Origin of the sequence: Pseudoalteromonas sp. B62 (assembly GCF_037162565.1) — a bacterium.
GTDB lineage: Bacteria > Pseudomonadota > Gammaproteobacteria > Enterobacterales > Alteromonadaceae > Pseudoalteromonas > Pseudoalteromonas fuliginea.
In genome coordinates this window covers 3204450-3219949 of the sequence record NZ_JARLVB010000002.1, presented here as the reverse complement: position 1 = coordinate 3219949, position 15500 = coordinate 3204450, and the positions used below count along the sequence as shown (strand labels likewise).

The 15500-nt window shown below is 40.1% G+C and carries 12 protein-coding genes and 1 pseudogene; 6 read left to right on the top strand and 7 right to left on the bottom strand.

Annotation, left to right across the window (positions count from 1 at the left end; all coding sequences use genetic code 11):
• The first annotated feature begins 33 nt into the window (after positions 1-33).
• Positions 34-1416: an amidohydrolase gene (locus tag P4S71_RS19030; protein ID WP_337151283.1), complete on the top strand. Its 1383-nt coding sequence runs from the start codon at positions 34-36 to the stop codon at positions 1414-1416.
• Between the two features lie 12 nt (positions 1417-1428).
• Positions 1429-2670, top strand: a complete 1242-nt coding sequence (locus P4S71_RS19025; RefSeq protein WP_337151282.1) for an amidohydrolase family protein — start codon at positions 1429-1431, stop codon at positions 2668-2670.
• Between the two features lie 117 nt (positions 2671-2787).
• On the opposite strand, the gene P4S71_RS19020 is transcribed toward P4S71_RS19025, so the two are convergent.
• Together P4S71_RS19020 and cspD are read right to left on the bottom strand one after the other, a co-directional pair.
• Positions 2788-5010 (bottom strand): NADP-dependent isocitrate dehydrogenase, encoded by a 2223-nt coding sequence (locus P4S71_RS19020; protein ID WP_337151281.1) that lies wholly within the window; start codon positions 5008-5010, stop codon positions 2788-2790.
• A 509-nt stretch (positions 5011-5519) separates the two neighbouring features.
• Positions 5520-5738, bottom strand: coding sequence for a cold shock domain-containing protein CspD (gene cspD, locus P4S71_RS19015; protein ID WP_002962500.1), 219 nt, complete (start codon positions 5736-5738; stop codon positions 5520-5522).
• Positions 5739-5946: 208 nt separating this feature from the next.
• Here cspD and clpS point away from each other — a divergent pair, with 208 nt between their 5' ends.
• Together clpS and clpA are read left to right on the top strand one after the other, a co-directional pair.
• Entirely contained in the window at positions 5947-6255 is a 309-nt protein-coding gene (gene clpS / locus P4S71_RS19010) for an ATP-dependent Clp protease adapter ClpS (protein ID WP_002962498.1), read from the top strand.
• Positions 6256-6348: 93 nt separating this feature from the next.
• Positions 6349-8610, top strand: a complete 2262-nt coding sequence (gene clpA, locus P4S71_RS19005) for an ATP-dependent Clp protease ATP-binding subunit ClpA (protein ID WP_337151280.1) — start codon at positions 6349-6351, stop codon at positions 8608-8610.
• A gap of 230 nt (positions 8611-8840) precedes the next feature.
• Here clpA and infA read toward each other — a convergent pair whose 3' ends face one another.
• The 4 genes and pseudogenes from infA to trxB form a co-directional block, all read right to left on the bottom strand.
• A complete protein-coding gene (gene infA / locus P4S71_RS19000; RefSeq protein ID WP_002962494.1) occupies positions 8841-9059 on the bottom strand; it encodes a translation initiation factor IF-1 in 219 nt (72 codons plus the stop codon).
• A 90-nt stretch (positions 9060-9149) separates the two neighbouring features.
• Positions 9150-9853 (bottom strand): annotated as a pseudogene (locus P4S71_RS18995) (arginyltransferase).
• Positions 9846-10562: a leucyl/phenylalanyl-tRNA--protein transferase gene (gene aat, locus P4S71_RS18990; protein WP_024595507.1), complete on the bottom strand. Its 717-nt coding sequence runs from the start codon at positions 10560-10562 to the stop codon at positions 9846-9848. Before aat ends, P4S71_RS18995 begins: the two are co-directional and overlap by 8 nt.
• Positions 10563-10659: 97 nt before the next feature.
• Entirely contained in the window at positions 10660-11610 is a 951-nt protein-coding gene (trxB, locus tag P4S71_RS18985; protein ID WP_165723628.1) for a thioredoxin-disulfide reductase, read from the bottom strand.
• A 286-nt stretch (positions 11611-11896) separates the two neighbouring features.
• Here trxB and pssA point away from each other — a divergent pair, with 286 nt between their 5' ends.
• The gene (gene pssA / locus P4S71_RS18980) at positions 11897-13222 is read left to right on the top strand and encodes a CDP-diacylglycerol--serine O-phosphatidyltransferase (RefSeq protein ID WP_337151279.1); all 1326 of its coding nucleotides are present in this window, start codon (positions 11897-11899) and stop codon (positions 13220-13222) included.
• Between the two features lie 108 nt (positions 13223-13330).
• On the opposite strand, the gene ald is transcribed toward pssA, so the two are convergent.
• Positions 13331-14452, bottom strand: a complete 1122-nt coding sequence (ald, locus tag P4S71_RS18975) for an alanine dehydrogenase (protein ID WP_007375670.1) — start codon at positions 14450-14452, stop codon at positions 13331-13333.
• 142 nt (positions 14453-14594) lie between these two features.
• On the opposite strand from ald, the gene lrp reads away from it, so the two are divergent.
• Positions 14595-15074: a leucine-responsive transcriptional regulator Lrp gene (gene lrp / locus P4S71_RS18970; protein WP_033014887.1), complete on the top strand. Its 480-nt coding sequence runs from the start codon at positions 14595-14597 to the stop codon at positions 15072-15074.
• Positions 15075-15500: the final 426 nt, after the last annotated feature.

The following is a 15500-nucleotide window of genomic DNA, read 5'->3' as shown; positions in this document are numbered from 1 at the left end:
TAAAGTAGCAAAAAAACAGGAGATCCAAACAACATGCAAAAATTTGCACCTTCTTTATTAGCAGTGGGCTTAGCTGCTGCACTTGTAGGTTGCCAAGAAAACGGCCCGCAAGACGATAAAATAACAATTAACAAAAACCCTTACCCAAGTACTTATCAGCCAGTTTCTACATCTAGCACATTAATTACCAATGCCACCGTTTTAACAGGTACTGGTGAGCGTTTAGATGAAACAGATGTATTACTTGTTGACGGCAAAGTACAACAAGTCGGTAAAGACTTAACAGCCACTGCTGATATTACAATTGATGCACAAGGCAAATGGGTAACACCGGGTATTATTGACGTACATTCACATTTAGGCGCATACCCAAGCCCGTCTGTTGAGTCGCATCAAGATGGTAACGAAATGACCAGCCCTAACACTGCAGAAGTGTGGGTTGAGCATTCTGTTTGGCCACAAGATCCAGGCTTTAACCGCGCCCGCGAAGGCGGCATTACTTCTCTGCAAATTTTACCAGGCTCAGCTAACTTATTTGGTGGTCGCGGTGTTACGCTTAAAAATGTCCCTGCACACACTATGCAAGGGATGAAATTTCCAGAGGCGCCGTATGGTTTAAAAATGGCATGTGGTGAAAACCCTAAACGTGTTTATGGTCGCAAAGGCGTGCTGCCTTCAACCCGTATGGGTAATATGGCTGGTTACCGTATGGCGTGGGCTGAAGCCGCTGAATACAAACGCGCGTGGGATAAATACGATGCAGATTATGAAGCCGGTTTAAACCCAGAAGCACCAGTACGTGACATTAAACACGATACACTTCGCGGTGTGCTTGAGGGCGAAGTACGTATTCATAATCATTGTTATAAAGCTGAAGAAATGGCAATGATGATTGACCTGTCAAAAGAATTTGGTTATCACGCCGGTACTTTTCATCACGGTGTAGAGGCATATAAAATCGCTGACTTACTTGCCCAGAATGGTTCGTGTGCTGCACTTTGGCCAGACTGGTGGGGCTTTAAAATGGAAGCCTACGATATGGTACAAGAAAACGTGGCTATTGTTGATGCGGTTAAAAACTCGTGTGCAGTTGTTCACTCAGATTCAGATACTACTATTCAGCGTTTAAACCAAGAAGCGGGCAAGGTTATGTACCGCGCTAACGAAAATGGTTTTGATATTTCTGAGCAACACGCTATTAAATGGATCACGTCTAACGCTGCTAAATCGTTAGGTATTGATGACAAAACAGGTTCACTAGAAGCGGGTAAGCAGGGCGATGTGGTTATTTGGAATCAAAGCCCATTTAGTGTTTATGCTAAAGCTGAACAAGTGTTTGTTGATGGTGCAAAAGTTTACGATAGAAACGACAGCGCATATCAAGCAACAAGTGATTTTATGTTAGGTCAACAATAAGGAGCACCCAGAATGAAAAATTTATCACGTTCGTTTTCGCTTTCTCTGGTTGCTGCAGGATTATTAGCATCTGGTGCTGTAAGCGCACAATCGCTAGCAATTATTAATGCAACATTGCATACGTCTTCTGATCAAGGTGTATTAGAAGCGGCAAGCATTGTAATGACAGATGGCAAAATTACAGCGATTAACCCAACTGAAATTAAAGTAGATGAAATTATTGATGCAAAGGGCCAAATTGTAACCCCAGGCTTTATTGCAAGTATTAATCAACTTGGTTTAGTTGAAGTAAGTGCAGTTGCAGGCTCTCGCGATGCAGGCGAAGAAAAAGCAGGTATTGATTTTGACGTAAGCCTTGCTTACAACGCACATTCAAGCTTAGTTCCTTATGCTCGTAAAGGCGGTGTAACACGCGATGTAATTACCCCTCATGGTGGTGATAGCATCTTTTCGGGCCTAGCGAGTGTTGTTGATTTAAGTGGTAGTTTTGATAGCGACATGCAAAAACAAGCAGCTTTAATTGTTTACTTAGGTGAGCGTAGTAAAGGTTCTCGTGCTTTTACTTTGCAAACACTTATTAATAAGCTTGATGAGCACAAAACTAAAGCCGGTAAAAAAGCTAAAAAAGATGACGACAAGCCAAGTACTGAAGACAAAGTAATGGCAAAAATACTCAGTGGCGAAATGCCATTAGTGGTTGGCGTATCTCGTGCGGCAGATATTATTGAGCTTATTAAAGTAAAAGAGCAATTTGGTATTAACTTGGTACTTAATGGCGCACAAGACGCTGTTGTAGTAAAAGAGCGAGTTGCTAAAGCAAATATCCCAGTGATCGTTAGTGCAATGGATAGCTTACCAGCAAGTTTTGATTCGCTTCATGCGAGTTTAGATAATGCAGGTGTGCTTGAAAAAGCAGGGGTTAAAGTATTATTAACGGTAGGTGGCGATGCAAGCCACAATATTTATCAGCTGCGTTTTGATGCTGGTAATGCTGTATCGTATGGTATGAGCCAAGAAGGTGCGTTAAAAGCGGTTACATCAAACGTTGCAGATGTATTTGGTATCAATGCCGGTAGCCTTGAAGTTGGTAAAGCCGCTGATGTAGTAATGTGGAGTAATGACCCGTTTGAACTAAGCAGCCACGTGAGCAAAATGTTTATAAATGGCGTTGAGGTATCTACACAATCTCGCCAAGATAAACTGCGTGACCGTTATACAACTGATTCAAAAATGCCACGCGCCTATACAAAATAGTATTGCCTACTATTTTTATTTAGGTAAAAGAAAAGGCTGCAACTGCAGCCTTTTTTTATGGTTACAAAAAAGCCGCTTACTTTTACAAGTAAGCGGCTTTTAAATTTAAACCAATATTTATACTAATTTAGCAAGAATATCGTTAAATGTAGTGCTTGGACGCATCGCTTTAAAGGCTGCATCATCGTTAGGCTGGAAGTAACCGCCTAAATCAACTGCAGGGCCTTGCGCATCGTTAAGTTCACTTACGATTTGTTCTTTATTAGACTCAAGGTCGCTAGCAATTTGAGTAAACTGTGCTTTAAGTTCACTGTCATCATTTTGCTTAGCAAGTTCTTGTGCCCAGAATAAAGATAGGAAGAAATGAGAACCACGGTTATCAATTTCTTTCACTTTACGTGAAGGAGACTTGTTTTCTGCAAGGAAAGTACCTGTCGCTTTGTCTAGTGTATCAGCAAGTACTTGTGCCTTGTTGTTACCCGTAGTTACGCTAAGGTGCTCAAGCGATGCAGCAAGTGCTAAAAATTCACCTAAAGAATCCCAACGTAAGTGGTTTTCTTTTTCGAATTGTTGAACATGCTTAGGTGCAGAACCACCTGCGCCAGTTTCAAATAAGCCACCACCGTTCATAAGTGGAACAATTGAAAGCATTTTAGCACTCGTACCCAACTCTAAAATTGGGAATAAGTCTGTAAGGTAATCACGTAATACATTACCTGTTACAGAAATCGTGTCTTTACCTTCTTTAATACGCGCTAATGAGAACAATGTTGCTTCAAGCGGTGCTAAAATTTGAATATCTAGGCCAGCGGTATCGTGATCTGGTAGGTATTTGTTCACTTTTTTGATTAGCTGCGCATCATGTGCACGGTTTTCGTCTAACCAGAAAATAGCTGGAACGCCAGTTGCGCGAGCACGATTTACTGCAAGCTTAACCCAATCTTGGATTGGTGCGTCTTTAACCTGACACATACGCCAGATATCGCCTTGCTCAACACTGTGCTCAAGTAATGTATTACCATTTGCATCAACAACACGGATAGAACCGTCCGCTTTAGCTTCAAATGTTTTGTCGTGTGAACCGTATTCTTCAGCTTTTTGAGCCATAAGGCCAACGTTTGGAACGCTACCCATTGTTGTTGGATCAAACGCACCATTTTCTTTACAAAAATCGATAGTTGCTTGGTAAACACTTGAGTAACAGCGATCAGGAATTACAAAGCTAGTGTCTTGTAATTTACCATCGTTATTCCACATTTGACCGCTTGAACGGATTGCTGCAGGCATAGATGCATCGATGATCACGTCACTTGGTACGTGTAAGTTTGTAATACCACGGTCAGAATCAACCATAGCAATAGCAGGGCGGTTAGCGTAAACAGCTTGAATATCTGCTTCAATTTCTTCGCGCTTAGCATCGTCTAATGTTTGGATTTTAGAATATACGTCGCCTAAACCATTATTTACATCAACACCTAGCTCTTCAAAAAGCTCACCGTGTTTAGCAAATACATCTTTGTAGAATACTTTAACAGCGTGACCGAAGATGATTGGATCAGATACTTTCATCATTGTCGCTTTCATGTGAAGCGAGAACAAAACACCTTTCTCTTTAGCAGCGTCAATTTCTGCAGCTAAGAAAGCTTGAAGCTTAGAAGCGCTAATGCTTGATGCATCAATAACTTCGCCAGCTAAAAGAGGTGTGCTTTGTTTAAGAACAGTAACGTCACCGTTAGTTGCAACATGTTCAATACGCACATCAGTGGCTGTATCAACAGTTACTGATTTTTCTGAACCGAAGAAATCGCCTTCGCTCATACTTGCAACGTAAGACAGAGAATCTTTGCTCCACGCACCCATTGAATGTGGGTTGTTACGTGCATATTCTTTTACAGAGCCTGGCGCGCGACGATCTGAGTTACCTTCACGTAGTACAGGGTTTACTGCACTGCCTTTAATTTTGTCGTAAGCCGCTTGAATTGCTTTTTCTTCATCATTTTTAGGTTCCACAGGGTATTCTGGAAGAGCGTAACCTTTTGCTTGAAGCTCTTTAATTACAGCGCGAAGCTGTGGTACAGATGCACTGATGTTTGGTAATTTGATGATGTTTGCTTCTGGTGTTTTAGCAAGCTCGCCAAGTTCAGCAAGTGCATCACCAATGCGTTGTTCTTCTGTTAAATAATCAGGGAAGCTAGCAATTACACGACCTGCTAATGATATGTCGCGAGTTTCAACTTCAACACCGGCCGCATTTGTATATGCTTGGATGATCGGTAGCAACGAATAAGTTGCTAGTGCCGGAGCTTCGTCCGTTTTTGTATAGATAATTTTTGATGTCATCATCATTCCTAGATAGTCGACCGATAAGGTCTTATTCAACAATGCAAAGAAAATCATTACTTATGAGTGAGTACATATTATTAAACAAGTTAATAAACACGTACGCTCGTAATGAGTAGTTTGTTAGGTGTTGGTACTCAGCGTTGCTCTTTTATAAAAGCAGAATAGTCACACCTGACGAACTGGAATCGTATTTATAGCTAAAAAATTAACAAAAATAAATCAGCCTTTAGCCTAGTACATATAAAAGAGGCGATAAGGTGTTATGCGCAATTTTTAGCACCAAGAGTGTAACAAGCTTAAATAAAAAGGGCTAGAGTTTGAGCATGCCCAATAAGCAGTTAAACAATCAACTCTTAGAACATTGGGGTATATAAAATAAATTCAAGGAAAAGGGTTGAATTTGGGCAAAAAGAGGCAATAAATAAGGATGAAGAGATAAAAAGTATGCTTAAGGAATTAAGCGAGGATCTTAAAAGGTCGCTCGCTTTAGTCGAACAAAACAATCGTCACTCAATAATGTCACCATCTGGGGCAATATTTTTAGCGTGTAGGCCTTTAGGCCCTTGTTCTAATTCGAATGTTACATCTTGACCAGCTTTAAGCGTTTTATAGCCGTCCATTACAATAGTTGAGTAATGAGCGAAAATATCATTCTCGCAGCCGTCTTCTACGATGAAACCAAAACCTTTGGCGTTGTTGAACCATTTAACTTTACCACAAGCCATACTTCTACATCCTTCAATAAGTTGACTAATTTAGTTATTCTAAACCGTATAATTTGCTAGACTGACTAAGGTTTAATCAATCTATGTTTGACTGTAGTTTATTTAGCCAACCAGTCAAGTGTTTTGAGTTATTTTTTAACATTTTATTTATTTTTTATTCAAGTTTGCTTGAGTTACAAAGACAAGACTATATTTAATTATGAGTGGTATGAAAGATTCAGGTGTTATCGACACAGTTCGCGACAGTGAAAAGCAAAAGCTACAGCCGCCGCGAAAATATAAAGTTGTTTTAAATAACGACGACTACACGCCGATGGACTTCGTAATTGAAGTTTTAACGACGTTTTTTAATATGGATAGCGATAGAGCAACCGATGTGATGCTTCAGGTTCATGAAAAAGGTAAGGGTATTTGCGGTGTTTACAGCGCCGATGTTGCCCACACCAAAGTTGAACAAGTTAACCGTTACTCACGGGATAACGAGCATCCACTGCTTTGTAGTTGTGAGCAGGAATAATACCAATTTAATACAATTGGTATAAATACCAATTAGGGTGATCAAACATCCGATTGTTGTGGTATAAATTATTATCTCAGTAAGGGGTTGCCAATGCTAAACAAAGACTTAGAACTTACTTTAAATGCCGCGTTTCGTGAAGCGCGCACTCGTCGTCATGAGTTTATGACCGTAGAGCACCTTTTACTTGCGCTGTTAGATAATCCTTCAGCAGGAGAAGCCCTAAATGCGTGCGGTGTTAATCTTTCTGGCTTAAAAACCGAATTATTAGAATTTATTGACGAAACAACACCCGTCATCCCAGATCTAGAAGAAGAACGTGAAACTCAGCCAACGCTTGGTTTTCAGCGTGTATTACAGCGTGCGGTGTTTCATGTGCAATCGTCAGGTAAAAATGAAGTTACTGGCGTAAACGTGCTAGTTGCTATCTTTTCTGAGCAAGAGAGCCAAGCTGTTTATTTACTTAAAAAGCACGATGTATCGCGTTTAGATATTGTTAACTTTATTTCACACGGTATTTCTAAAGCCGATGATGAGTTAGGGGATGACACCGATGATATTCATGAAGAAGTGCAAGAAGTACAAAACGAAGAAGCAAGCAAGCTAGACAGCTTTACAACAAACTTAAACGTTCAAGCACGTGAAGGTAACATTGACCCACTGATCGGACGCGACAGCGAAGTAGAGCGCACGGTACAAGTATTGTGTCGTCGCAAGAAGAACAACCCATTACTAGTTGGTGAGGCGGGCGTTGGTAAAACAGCCATTGCTGAAGGCTTAGCGTATCGTATTGTTAACGAGCAAGTACCAGAAGTAATTGCTGATGCAGTAGTGTATTCGCTAGATATGGGGGCATTGCTTGCGGGTACTAAATACCGTGGCGATTTTGAAAAGCGCTTTAAAAGCTTATTAAAAGAGCTACAAGCACAACCTGGGTCTATTTTATTTATTGATGAAATACATACCATAATTGGTGCCGGCGCAGCGTCTGGTGGCGTTATGGATGCATCAAACTTGCTTAAACCACTGCTTTCAAGTGGAAAGTTACGTTGTATGGGTTCAACAACTTACAATGAGTATAAAAATATTTTTGAGAAAGATCGTGCACTAGTACGTCGTTTTCAAAAAATAGATGTACTTGAACCAAGTGTTGCCGATACCACCAAAATATTAAATGGCTTAAAAGAGCGTTACGAAGAGCACCATGGTATTCGTTATACTCAAAAAGCATTAAAAGCAGCAGCAGAGCTAAGTGCTAAATACATTAATGAACGCCACTTGCCAGATAAAGCAATTGATGTAATTGATGAAGCCGGTGCAAGTCAGCGCCTGCAACCTAGCTCTAAACGTAAAAAAACCATTGGCGTGGCAGATATAGAACTAATTATATCTAAAATGGCACGTATCCCAGCGCAAAGCGTATCGTCAACAGATAAAGAAACGCTTAAAAATCTAGACCGTAATCTTAAAATGCTTGTGTTTGGGCAAGATCAATCTATTGACGCGCTTACATCAGCTATTCGTTTATCTCGTTCTGGCTTATCGAGTGAAGAAAAACCCGTAGGTTCGTTCTTATTTGCAGGGCCCACTGGAGTAGGTAAAACAGAAGTCACTAAGCAATTGGCTAAGTGTATGGGTGTTGAGTTTATCCGTTTTGATATGTCGGAATATGTTGAACGCCACGCAATAAGCCGTTTAATTGGTGCACCACCAGGTTACGTTGGTTTTGAGCAAGGTGGTTTATTAACTGAAGCCGTTATTAAAAACCCGCATGCAGTTGTTCTTCTTGATGAGATTGAAAAAGCGCATCCTGATATTTACAACATCCTGCTACAGGTAATGGATCACGGTACATTAACCGATAATAACGGTCGTAAGGCTGACTTTAGAAACGTCGTGGTGGTAATGACGACCAATGCGGGCGTGCAAGAAACCACGCGTAAGTCGATTGGCTTTAGTGAGCAAGATCATACTCACGATGCAATGGGCGAAATTAATAAAGTATTCTCGCCAGAATTTAGAAACCGTTTAGATAACATTATTTGGTTTAACCACCTTGAACGTGATGTTATTTTACTTGTTGTAGATAAATTCATTGTGGAGCTTCAAGCGCAGCTTGATAAAAAATCGGTTAACCTTGAGCTTACTTCTAAAGCACGAGAATGGCTGGCAGATAAAGGCTACGACAAAGCAATGGGTGCACGTCCAATGGCACGTGTTATTCAAGAAGAGCTTAAAAAGCAATTAGCTAACGAAATACTCTTTGGTGAACTTGTTGATGGCGGTACGGTAAAAATATCGGTTAAAGATAAGAAAATTCGCTTTGATTATGAAAGCAATTTAACACCGGCTTAGTCACACCCTTTTTGCTCTGTTAAAATTAGTTCAAAAATAAAATGGCCCACTAAACTAATAGTGGGCCATTTTTTATCGCTATATTTTTACGAGCAACAAAAAACCCAGCACAAAGCTGGGTTTTTTGTTTATTAAATGTAATTGCTGGTTAGTATCCATCAATTACATTTAATAAACGCTTAAAGCTAGTTAAATACTAGCCAAAAACTAAATCTCGTTTACGCACTTACTTAGCGAGCACGGAATACGATACGGCCTTTCGATAAATCGTAAGGCGTCATTTCTACCGTTACTTTATCGCCGGTTAAAATACGGATATAGTTTTTGCGCATTTTGCCTGAAATGTGAGCCACAACTACGTGACCATTTTCTAGCTCAACTCGGAACATTGTATTTGGTAAAGTATCAAGGACAGTCCCTTGCATTTCGATTACGTCTTCTTTCGCCATGTTTAGCGTAACACCTCTTTAATAGTTAAACGATGCAGATTTTGCCCAAAATACGCCAATAAGTAAAGGCGCAGGGGCTATATTTGCAAATTAAATAGCCAGCCACTCATCATTGAGCTGTTTTTGAGCTGGTAAAAACTGGGTTTTGTACTTCATTTTATCGCATTCATCAATTTGATAACCTAAATATACATATTGCTTATTTTGCTCTTTTGCAAATTTAAGCTGCTCTAATATCATCACAGAGCCTAAACTATAGTGTTCAAAGTCGGGGTCAAAAAAAGTATAAATTGCAGAAATAGAGCTGTTCATACAATCAGTTACGGCAACTGCGGCTAAAGTATCTTGGTGCCATAGCTCAATAAATGTGATTTTGAGCCAACTGCAAAGTAAAAGCTTTGAAACTGTTCTTTTTCAGGAGGATACATACTTCCATCCTGATGGCGCATCGTTATGTACTTGCTATAAAGCGGATAATACTCAGGGCGTTCTTGCGTCGAGTATTTCACTTCAAACTGGTTTTTTGCTTTGTTTAGTTTACGTTTTTGCGATTTTGAAGGGATAAAGTCTTGTGCTAATACACGTACAGAATTACATGCACTGCATATTGGGCAGTGTGGACGATATATTTGGTTACCACTGCGACGAAACCCTAAGCCTAATAATGACTCAAATTTGTCTGTACTGTAGCAACTAGGATCTAGAATAACTAAAAGTTGCTCTTGTCTGTTGGGTAAATAACTACAGTCAAATTCTTGGGTTAAACCAACACGTGCAGGAAGTTGCTCATTCATAGATTGCGTCAAGTTCTTGTGGCTCCCACATAATAGGATTAATAATATAGTTATGTGCAGCTTTTAGTTTAGTCAAAAATGTTGAGCGGGGGATTACTTGTGCACCTAAGGTCATTAAATAAGGATTTTCTAACTGGCAATCAATAAAATGCGCATTATGACGTTTAAGCCAATTTACCAGTGCCCACATAGCAAGCTTGGAGCAATTGGTTTGATGATGAAACATCGACTCACCACAAAAAACACCATTTTGCATAATACCGTATAAGCCACCTGCAAGCTCTCCGTTGCTCCACACTTCTAAGCTATGGGCAATGCCAGCATTGTGTGCATTAACATAAGCGTTGAGCATGTCAGAGGTGATCCAAGTGCCATCGGTATCAAGGCGTTGATCGCGACAAGCTTCTATTACCTCCTCAAAGGCATTATTAATGGTTACTTTTACAGGGTGCTTTTTTAAATGTTTACGCAGGCTCTTACTTATATGAAAATCATCCAGTTCAAAAATCCCGCGTTCGCTCGGCGACCACCACATAATAGGCTCATCTTCGCTAAACCAAGGGAATATTCCGCTTTTGTAGGCATTACTTAGGCGAGGTAAACTTAAATCTCCGCCAATTGCTAACAAGCCATCAGGGGATTCTAATGCGTATTCCGGATTGGGGAATGCTATATCGGTTTCACTTAATTGGTATAGCTGATTTCTCATACAGTACTTATTTTATAATTGATCGTAAAAGTGTAACTATATTTTAGACATAAAAAAAGGGCTGAATAATCAGCCCTATTATAATTTATTTAATTGCTTATAAATTATCTAAAAAACGTTCTGCATCAAGGGCAGCCATACAGCCTGTACCCGCTGATGTGATTGCTTGACGGTAAATGTGGTCAGACACATCACCTGCAGCAAAAACGCCCTCTACACTTGTTTGAGTTGCGTTACCATTCAATCCAGACTCTACAACTAAGTAGCCGTCTTTCATTTCTAGTTGACCAACAAACATATCTGTATTTGGCTTATGACCAATAGCAATAAATACACCGGCTAAATCTAGCTCTTCTGTTGCATCAGAGTGTGCATCTTTAATACGAATGCCAGTTACGCCCATTTGGTCGCCTAATACTTCGTCAAGCGTACGGTTGTAATGTAAAACAACGTTACCGTTAGCTGCTTTTTCAGCAAGGCGGTCTGCAAGTATTTTTTCACTACGGAAACTATCACGGCGGTGAATAACATGTACTTCGTCAGCAATGTTAGATAAGTATAGCGCTTCTTCAACCGCTGTATTACCACCACCAACAACCGCTACTTTCTGACCTTTATAGAAAAAGCCATCACATGTAGCACAGGCTGAAACGCCACGGCCTTGGAAATTAGTTTCAGACTCTAAGCCTAAGTATTTAGCAGACGCACCTGTTGCAATGATTAACGCATCACATGTGTAAGTACCTTGGTCGCCAGTTAGTGTGAAAGGGCGCTTAGATACATCTACTTTATTGATGTGATCGAATATGATTTCAGTTTCAAAGCGCTCAGCGTGCTCTTTCATACGATCCATTAATGCAGGGCCCGTTAAGCCGTGTGCATCACCAGGCCAGTTTTCAACTTCAGTCGTGGTTGTTAATTGGCCACCTTGTTGAATGCCTGTAATTAAAACAGGGTTTAAATTTGCACGTGCTGCATATACTGCGGCAGTATAACCAGCTGGGCCAGAGCCTAAAATTAGTAGCTTACAATGTTTTGCTTCAGTCATTATTTTTTCCTAAACGTTTAATACGGTCTTTAATGCGCTCGATTCTAAGAAAATCAAGGCGGATGTAAACAAAATCCGCGATTATTTTTTTCGCAAATCGAAAAGCTGTGCAGTATTGTGTACTAGAGCTCAGTACTTTTACAGTTAAAACACCTAAGTAGCTCAATAAATAGACTAACAGGCAACAAAACAGCGTTAATTCATGACCCCTTTGATTTTTTTTGTTATGTTTTACCTAATTTTATTTGTCACTGATAGATTATGTGACCTAAGCGAATAGGCAACTATGTTATTTTGGCAGGAAAAACCCGCATTCGGGTTGACTTCAAAAGACGTTAACGTCTTAACCAATGCGCAAGATTACCGAACGCAATTGCTACGTTTGATAGCTAATGCAAAAAAACGAATTTATATCACAGCGCTTTATTTACAGGATGACGAAGCAGGTCGCGAGATTTTAGAAGCCCTGCATCGAGTATCATATGAGAACCCTGCGCTTGATGTAAAAGTGCTGGTGGATTTTCATCGTGCGCAACGTGGTCTTATTGGTGCAGAGAAGTCTGACGGCAATGCAAGTTTATACTGTGACGATTTAGAAAAGTTTAAATCGAACGTACAAGTTTATGGCGTACCTGTAAAAGCTAAAGAATTATTTGGCGTATTGCATTTAAAGGGGTTTGTCATTGACGATACCTTACTTTACAGCGGCGCAAGCTTAAACAACGTGTATTTGCAGTATAACGAACGCTACAGACTCGATCGCTACTTTTTAATATCGCAGAGCGAACTGTGTGACTCAGTGGTTGATTTTATTGAGACAAAGCTAATTAGCTCCGTTGCTGTGCCACGCATAGACACACGACCGCTTAAACGTTTACACGACTTCAAACTTGACCAAAAGCAATTAATGCGTGATTTAAAGGCCGCCAGTTATAACGCAGCAGAGCAACTAAATACGCAAGCATTAGGTATTCGTTTATTTTTGGGGCTTGGCCGTCGTAATAACGAATTAAATCGTTTAATAAAAGCGTTATTTGATACCACAGAGCAAGAGCTTGTGCTGTATACGCCATACTTTAATTTTCCGGCGCCGCTTATGCGATCACTGCGCCGTTTATTAAAGCAAGGCAAACAAGTGACTATTGTGGTAGGCGATAAAACAGCAAATGACTTTTATTTACCGCCAAGTGAGCCGTTTAGTAAAATAGGGGCACTACCTTATTTATACGAAACTATTTTGCATAAGTTTGTAAAAACGCAAAAACGCCATATCGATAACGGCAATTTAAATGTGTATTTGTGGAAAGATGGAAGTAATTCGTTTCATTTAAAAGGTATTTGTTCAGATAGAACAAAACATTTACTGAGCGGGCATAACTTAAATCCGCGTGCATGGGGCCTTGATATCGAAAATGGTATTTTAATAGAAGATCCAGAGCAAACAATTATGGATGCCATTGATAACGAAAAGCATGAAATTTTACAACACTGTCGCCGTTTAACAGGCCCAGATGATTTAGAAACGATGGATGATTACCCGCAGCCAGTTAAAAAACTACTTGGCCAAGCTAAGCGTGTAAAAGTAGATTTTATAATCAAGCGTTTTATATAAATTCATTTTAAATCAGACACAAAAAAAGCAGCTAATTAGCTGCTTTTTTTATGGGTTGTAGTTAAGTTACTATATTATTTAATACCAACCTAACTACAAAACGCTAAATTATGCGTTTTCTACCGCTGTGCGTGGGTCAACATATTCCATGTTGAACGCTTGTGCTACTTCTTTGTAAGTTACTTGGCCTTTAATTACGTTTAAGCCTTTTAAGAAGTGAGCGTCATCTAGTAGCGCCTTTTTATAACCTTTATTTGCAAGGTTAATGATGAAAGGCAATGTTGCATTGTTAAGTGCAAACGTAGATGTGCGTGGAACAGCACCTGGCATGTTAGCAACACAGTAGTGAACAACTTCATCAACGATGAAAGTAGGATCAGCATGCGTCGTTGCTTTAGAGGTAGCAATACAGCCACCTTGGTCGATTGCAACGTCAACAATTGCAGAGCCAGGTTTCATTGCTTTAATGTGCTCTGCAGTGACTAGTTTAGGTGCAGCTGCACCTGGGATTAGTACGCCACCAATTACTAAATCAGCTTCTAGTACGTGTTTTTCTAGTGCATCAGCAGTTGAGTAAATAGCTTTTACTTTATTACCAAATTGCGCGTCTAGTGCACGTAATACGTCGATGTTACGATCAAGAACCACAACTTCAGCACCAAGGCCAACAGCCATTTGAGCAGCGCTACGACCAACCATGCCGCCGCCAATTACAACAACTTTAGCTGCTTCAACACCTGGTACGCCACCTAATAGCATGCCACGACCGTGGTTAGATTTTTCTAGCGCTTGTGCACCAGCTTGAATAGACATACGACCAGCCACTTCGCTCATAGGCGCAAGAAGCGGTAAACCACCGCGTGAGTCAGTTACAGTTTCGTATGCAATACAAATAGCTTTGCTTTTTACAAGGTCTTCAGTTTGTGGAAGATCAGGTGCAAGGTGTAAGTAAGTGAAAAGGATTTGGTCTTCACGCAACATTGCACGTTCAACAGCTTGTGGCTCTTTTACTTTTACAATCATGTCGGCTTTAGCGAAAACATCAGCAGCAGTTGCTAAAATTTCAGCACCTGCTTGTGTGTAGTCTTCATTAGTAAAACCAATGCCCATGCCTGCATCAGTTTCTACAATCACTTGGTGACCGTGGTTTACTAATTCACGAACACTCGCAGGAACCATACCTACACGGTATTCATGGTTTTTAATTTCTTTAGGTACACCAATAATCATAACATTTGCCTTATTAAGAACGGATTAACATTTTTCACTATTATATTCATCATAAGCCAGTGTGTCTCACCTTTTTTAAAGTGGGTTCTAGTGTTATTATCTAAATAATAAAAATAAACAGCATAAAAAACTAGTTGGTACTATGCATCAGTTATTAGATAGAATTGACCGGAAAATTTTGATGGAATTACAACATGATGGACGCCTTTCCAATGTTGAACTGGCCAGACGAGTTGGCCTAAGCGCCACGCCCTGTCTCGAACGGGTAAAAAAACTAGAACGAGAAGGTTACATATTAGGTTACAAAGCAGTGGTCGACCCTGCTAAGCTTGGGCAAGGTTTATCGGTGTATGTAGAGGTAACAATTACCAAAACATCACCCGATGTATTTGATGAGTTCAGTGCTGCTGTAAAAAAGCATGAAGAAATTATAGAATGCCATTTGGTGTCGGGTAATTTCGACTTTTTACTTAAAACACGCGTAAATGATATGTCAGAATACCGTGGCGTATTAGGCGACATACTATTGAAACTTCCAAATGTAAGTGAAAGCCGTACTTATGTAGTAATGGAAGAAGTAAAAGGTGAAGAAGGTGTAATTATTCGCCCGTATATTGCTTAACAGTATTTATAATAGGCTGACATTTGCTTTTATCTGCCTAAATTATAAAAACGTGTTCATAATCAGGCCATCAAGGCTAGGGCCTGTTGACCTTTCAGGATTAAAATTTGTTCAATCTAGGGGCGATTTAATCGCGGCGCGAGGTTTGTAACCTAGTGGGCTAAGTAAAAACCGAGCAACAAAGAGTTAATTGCCCCTAGGTAGAACCCTTCGGGCAGCGCATGTTTGGCATTTATGCTGCGTTATCGCCTATTTATGGGGAATAACCACACTACATAGGCTCTGCCTTGCCTAAATACCAAACAGTCAGCTGCAAATTTAACCTCGAAAGATAAACAGGCCCTAAGATAAAGTGCAACAAATTGCATTTCCTGCTAAGGTATTTCACTGCTAAGTAAGTGTGAATAAAATAGAATAATAAAGAGG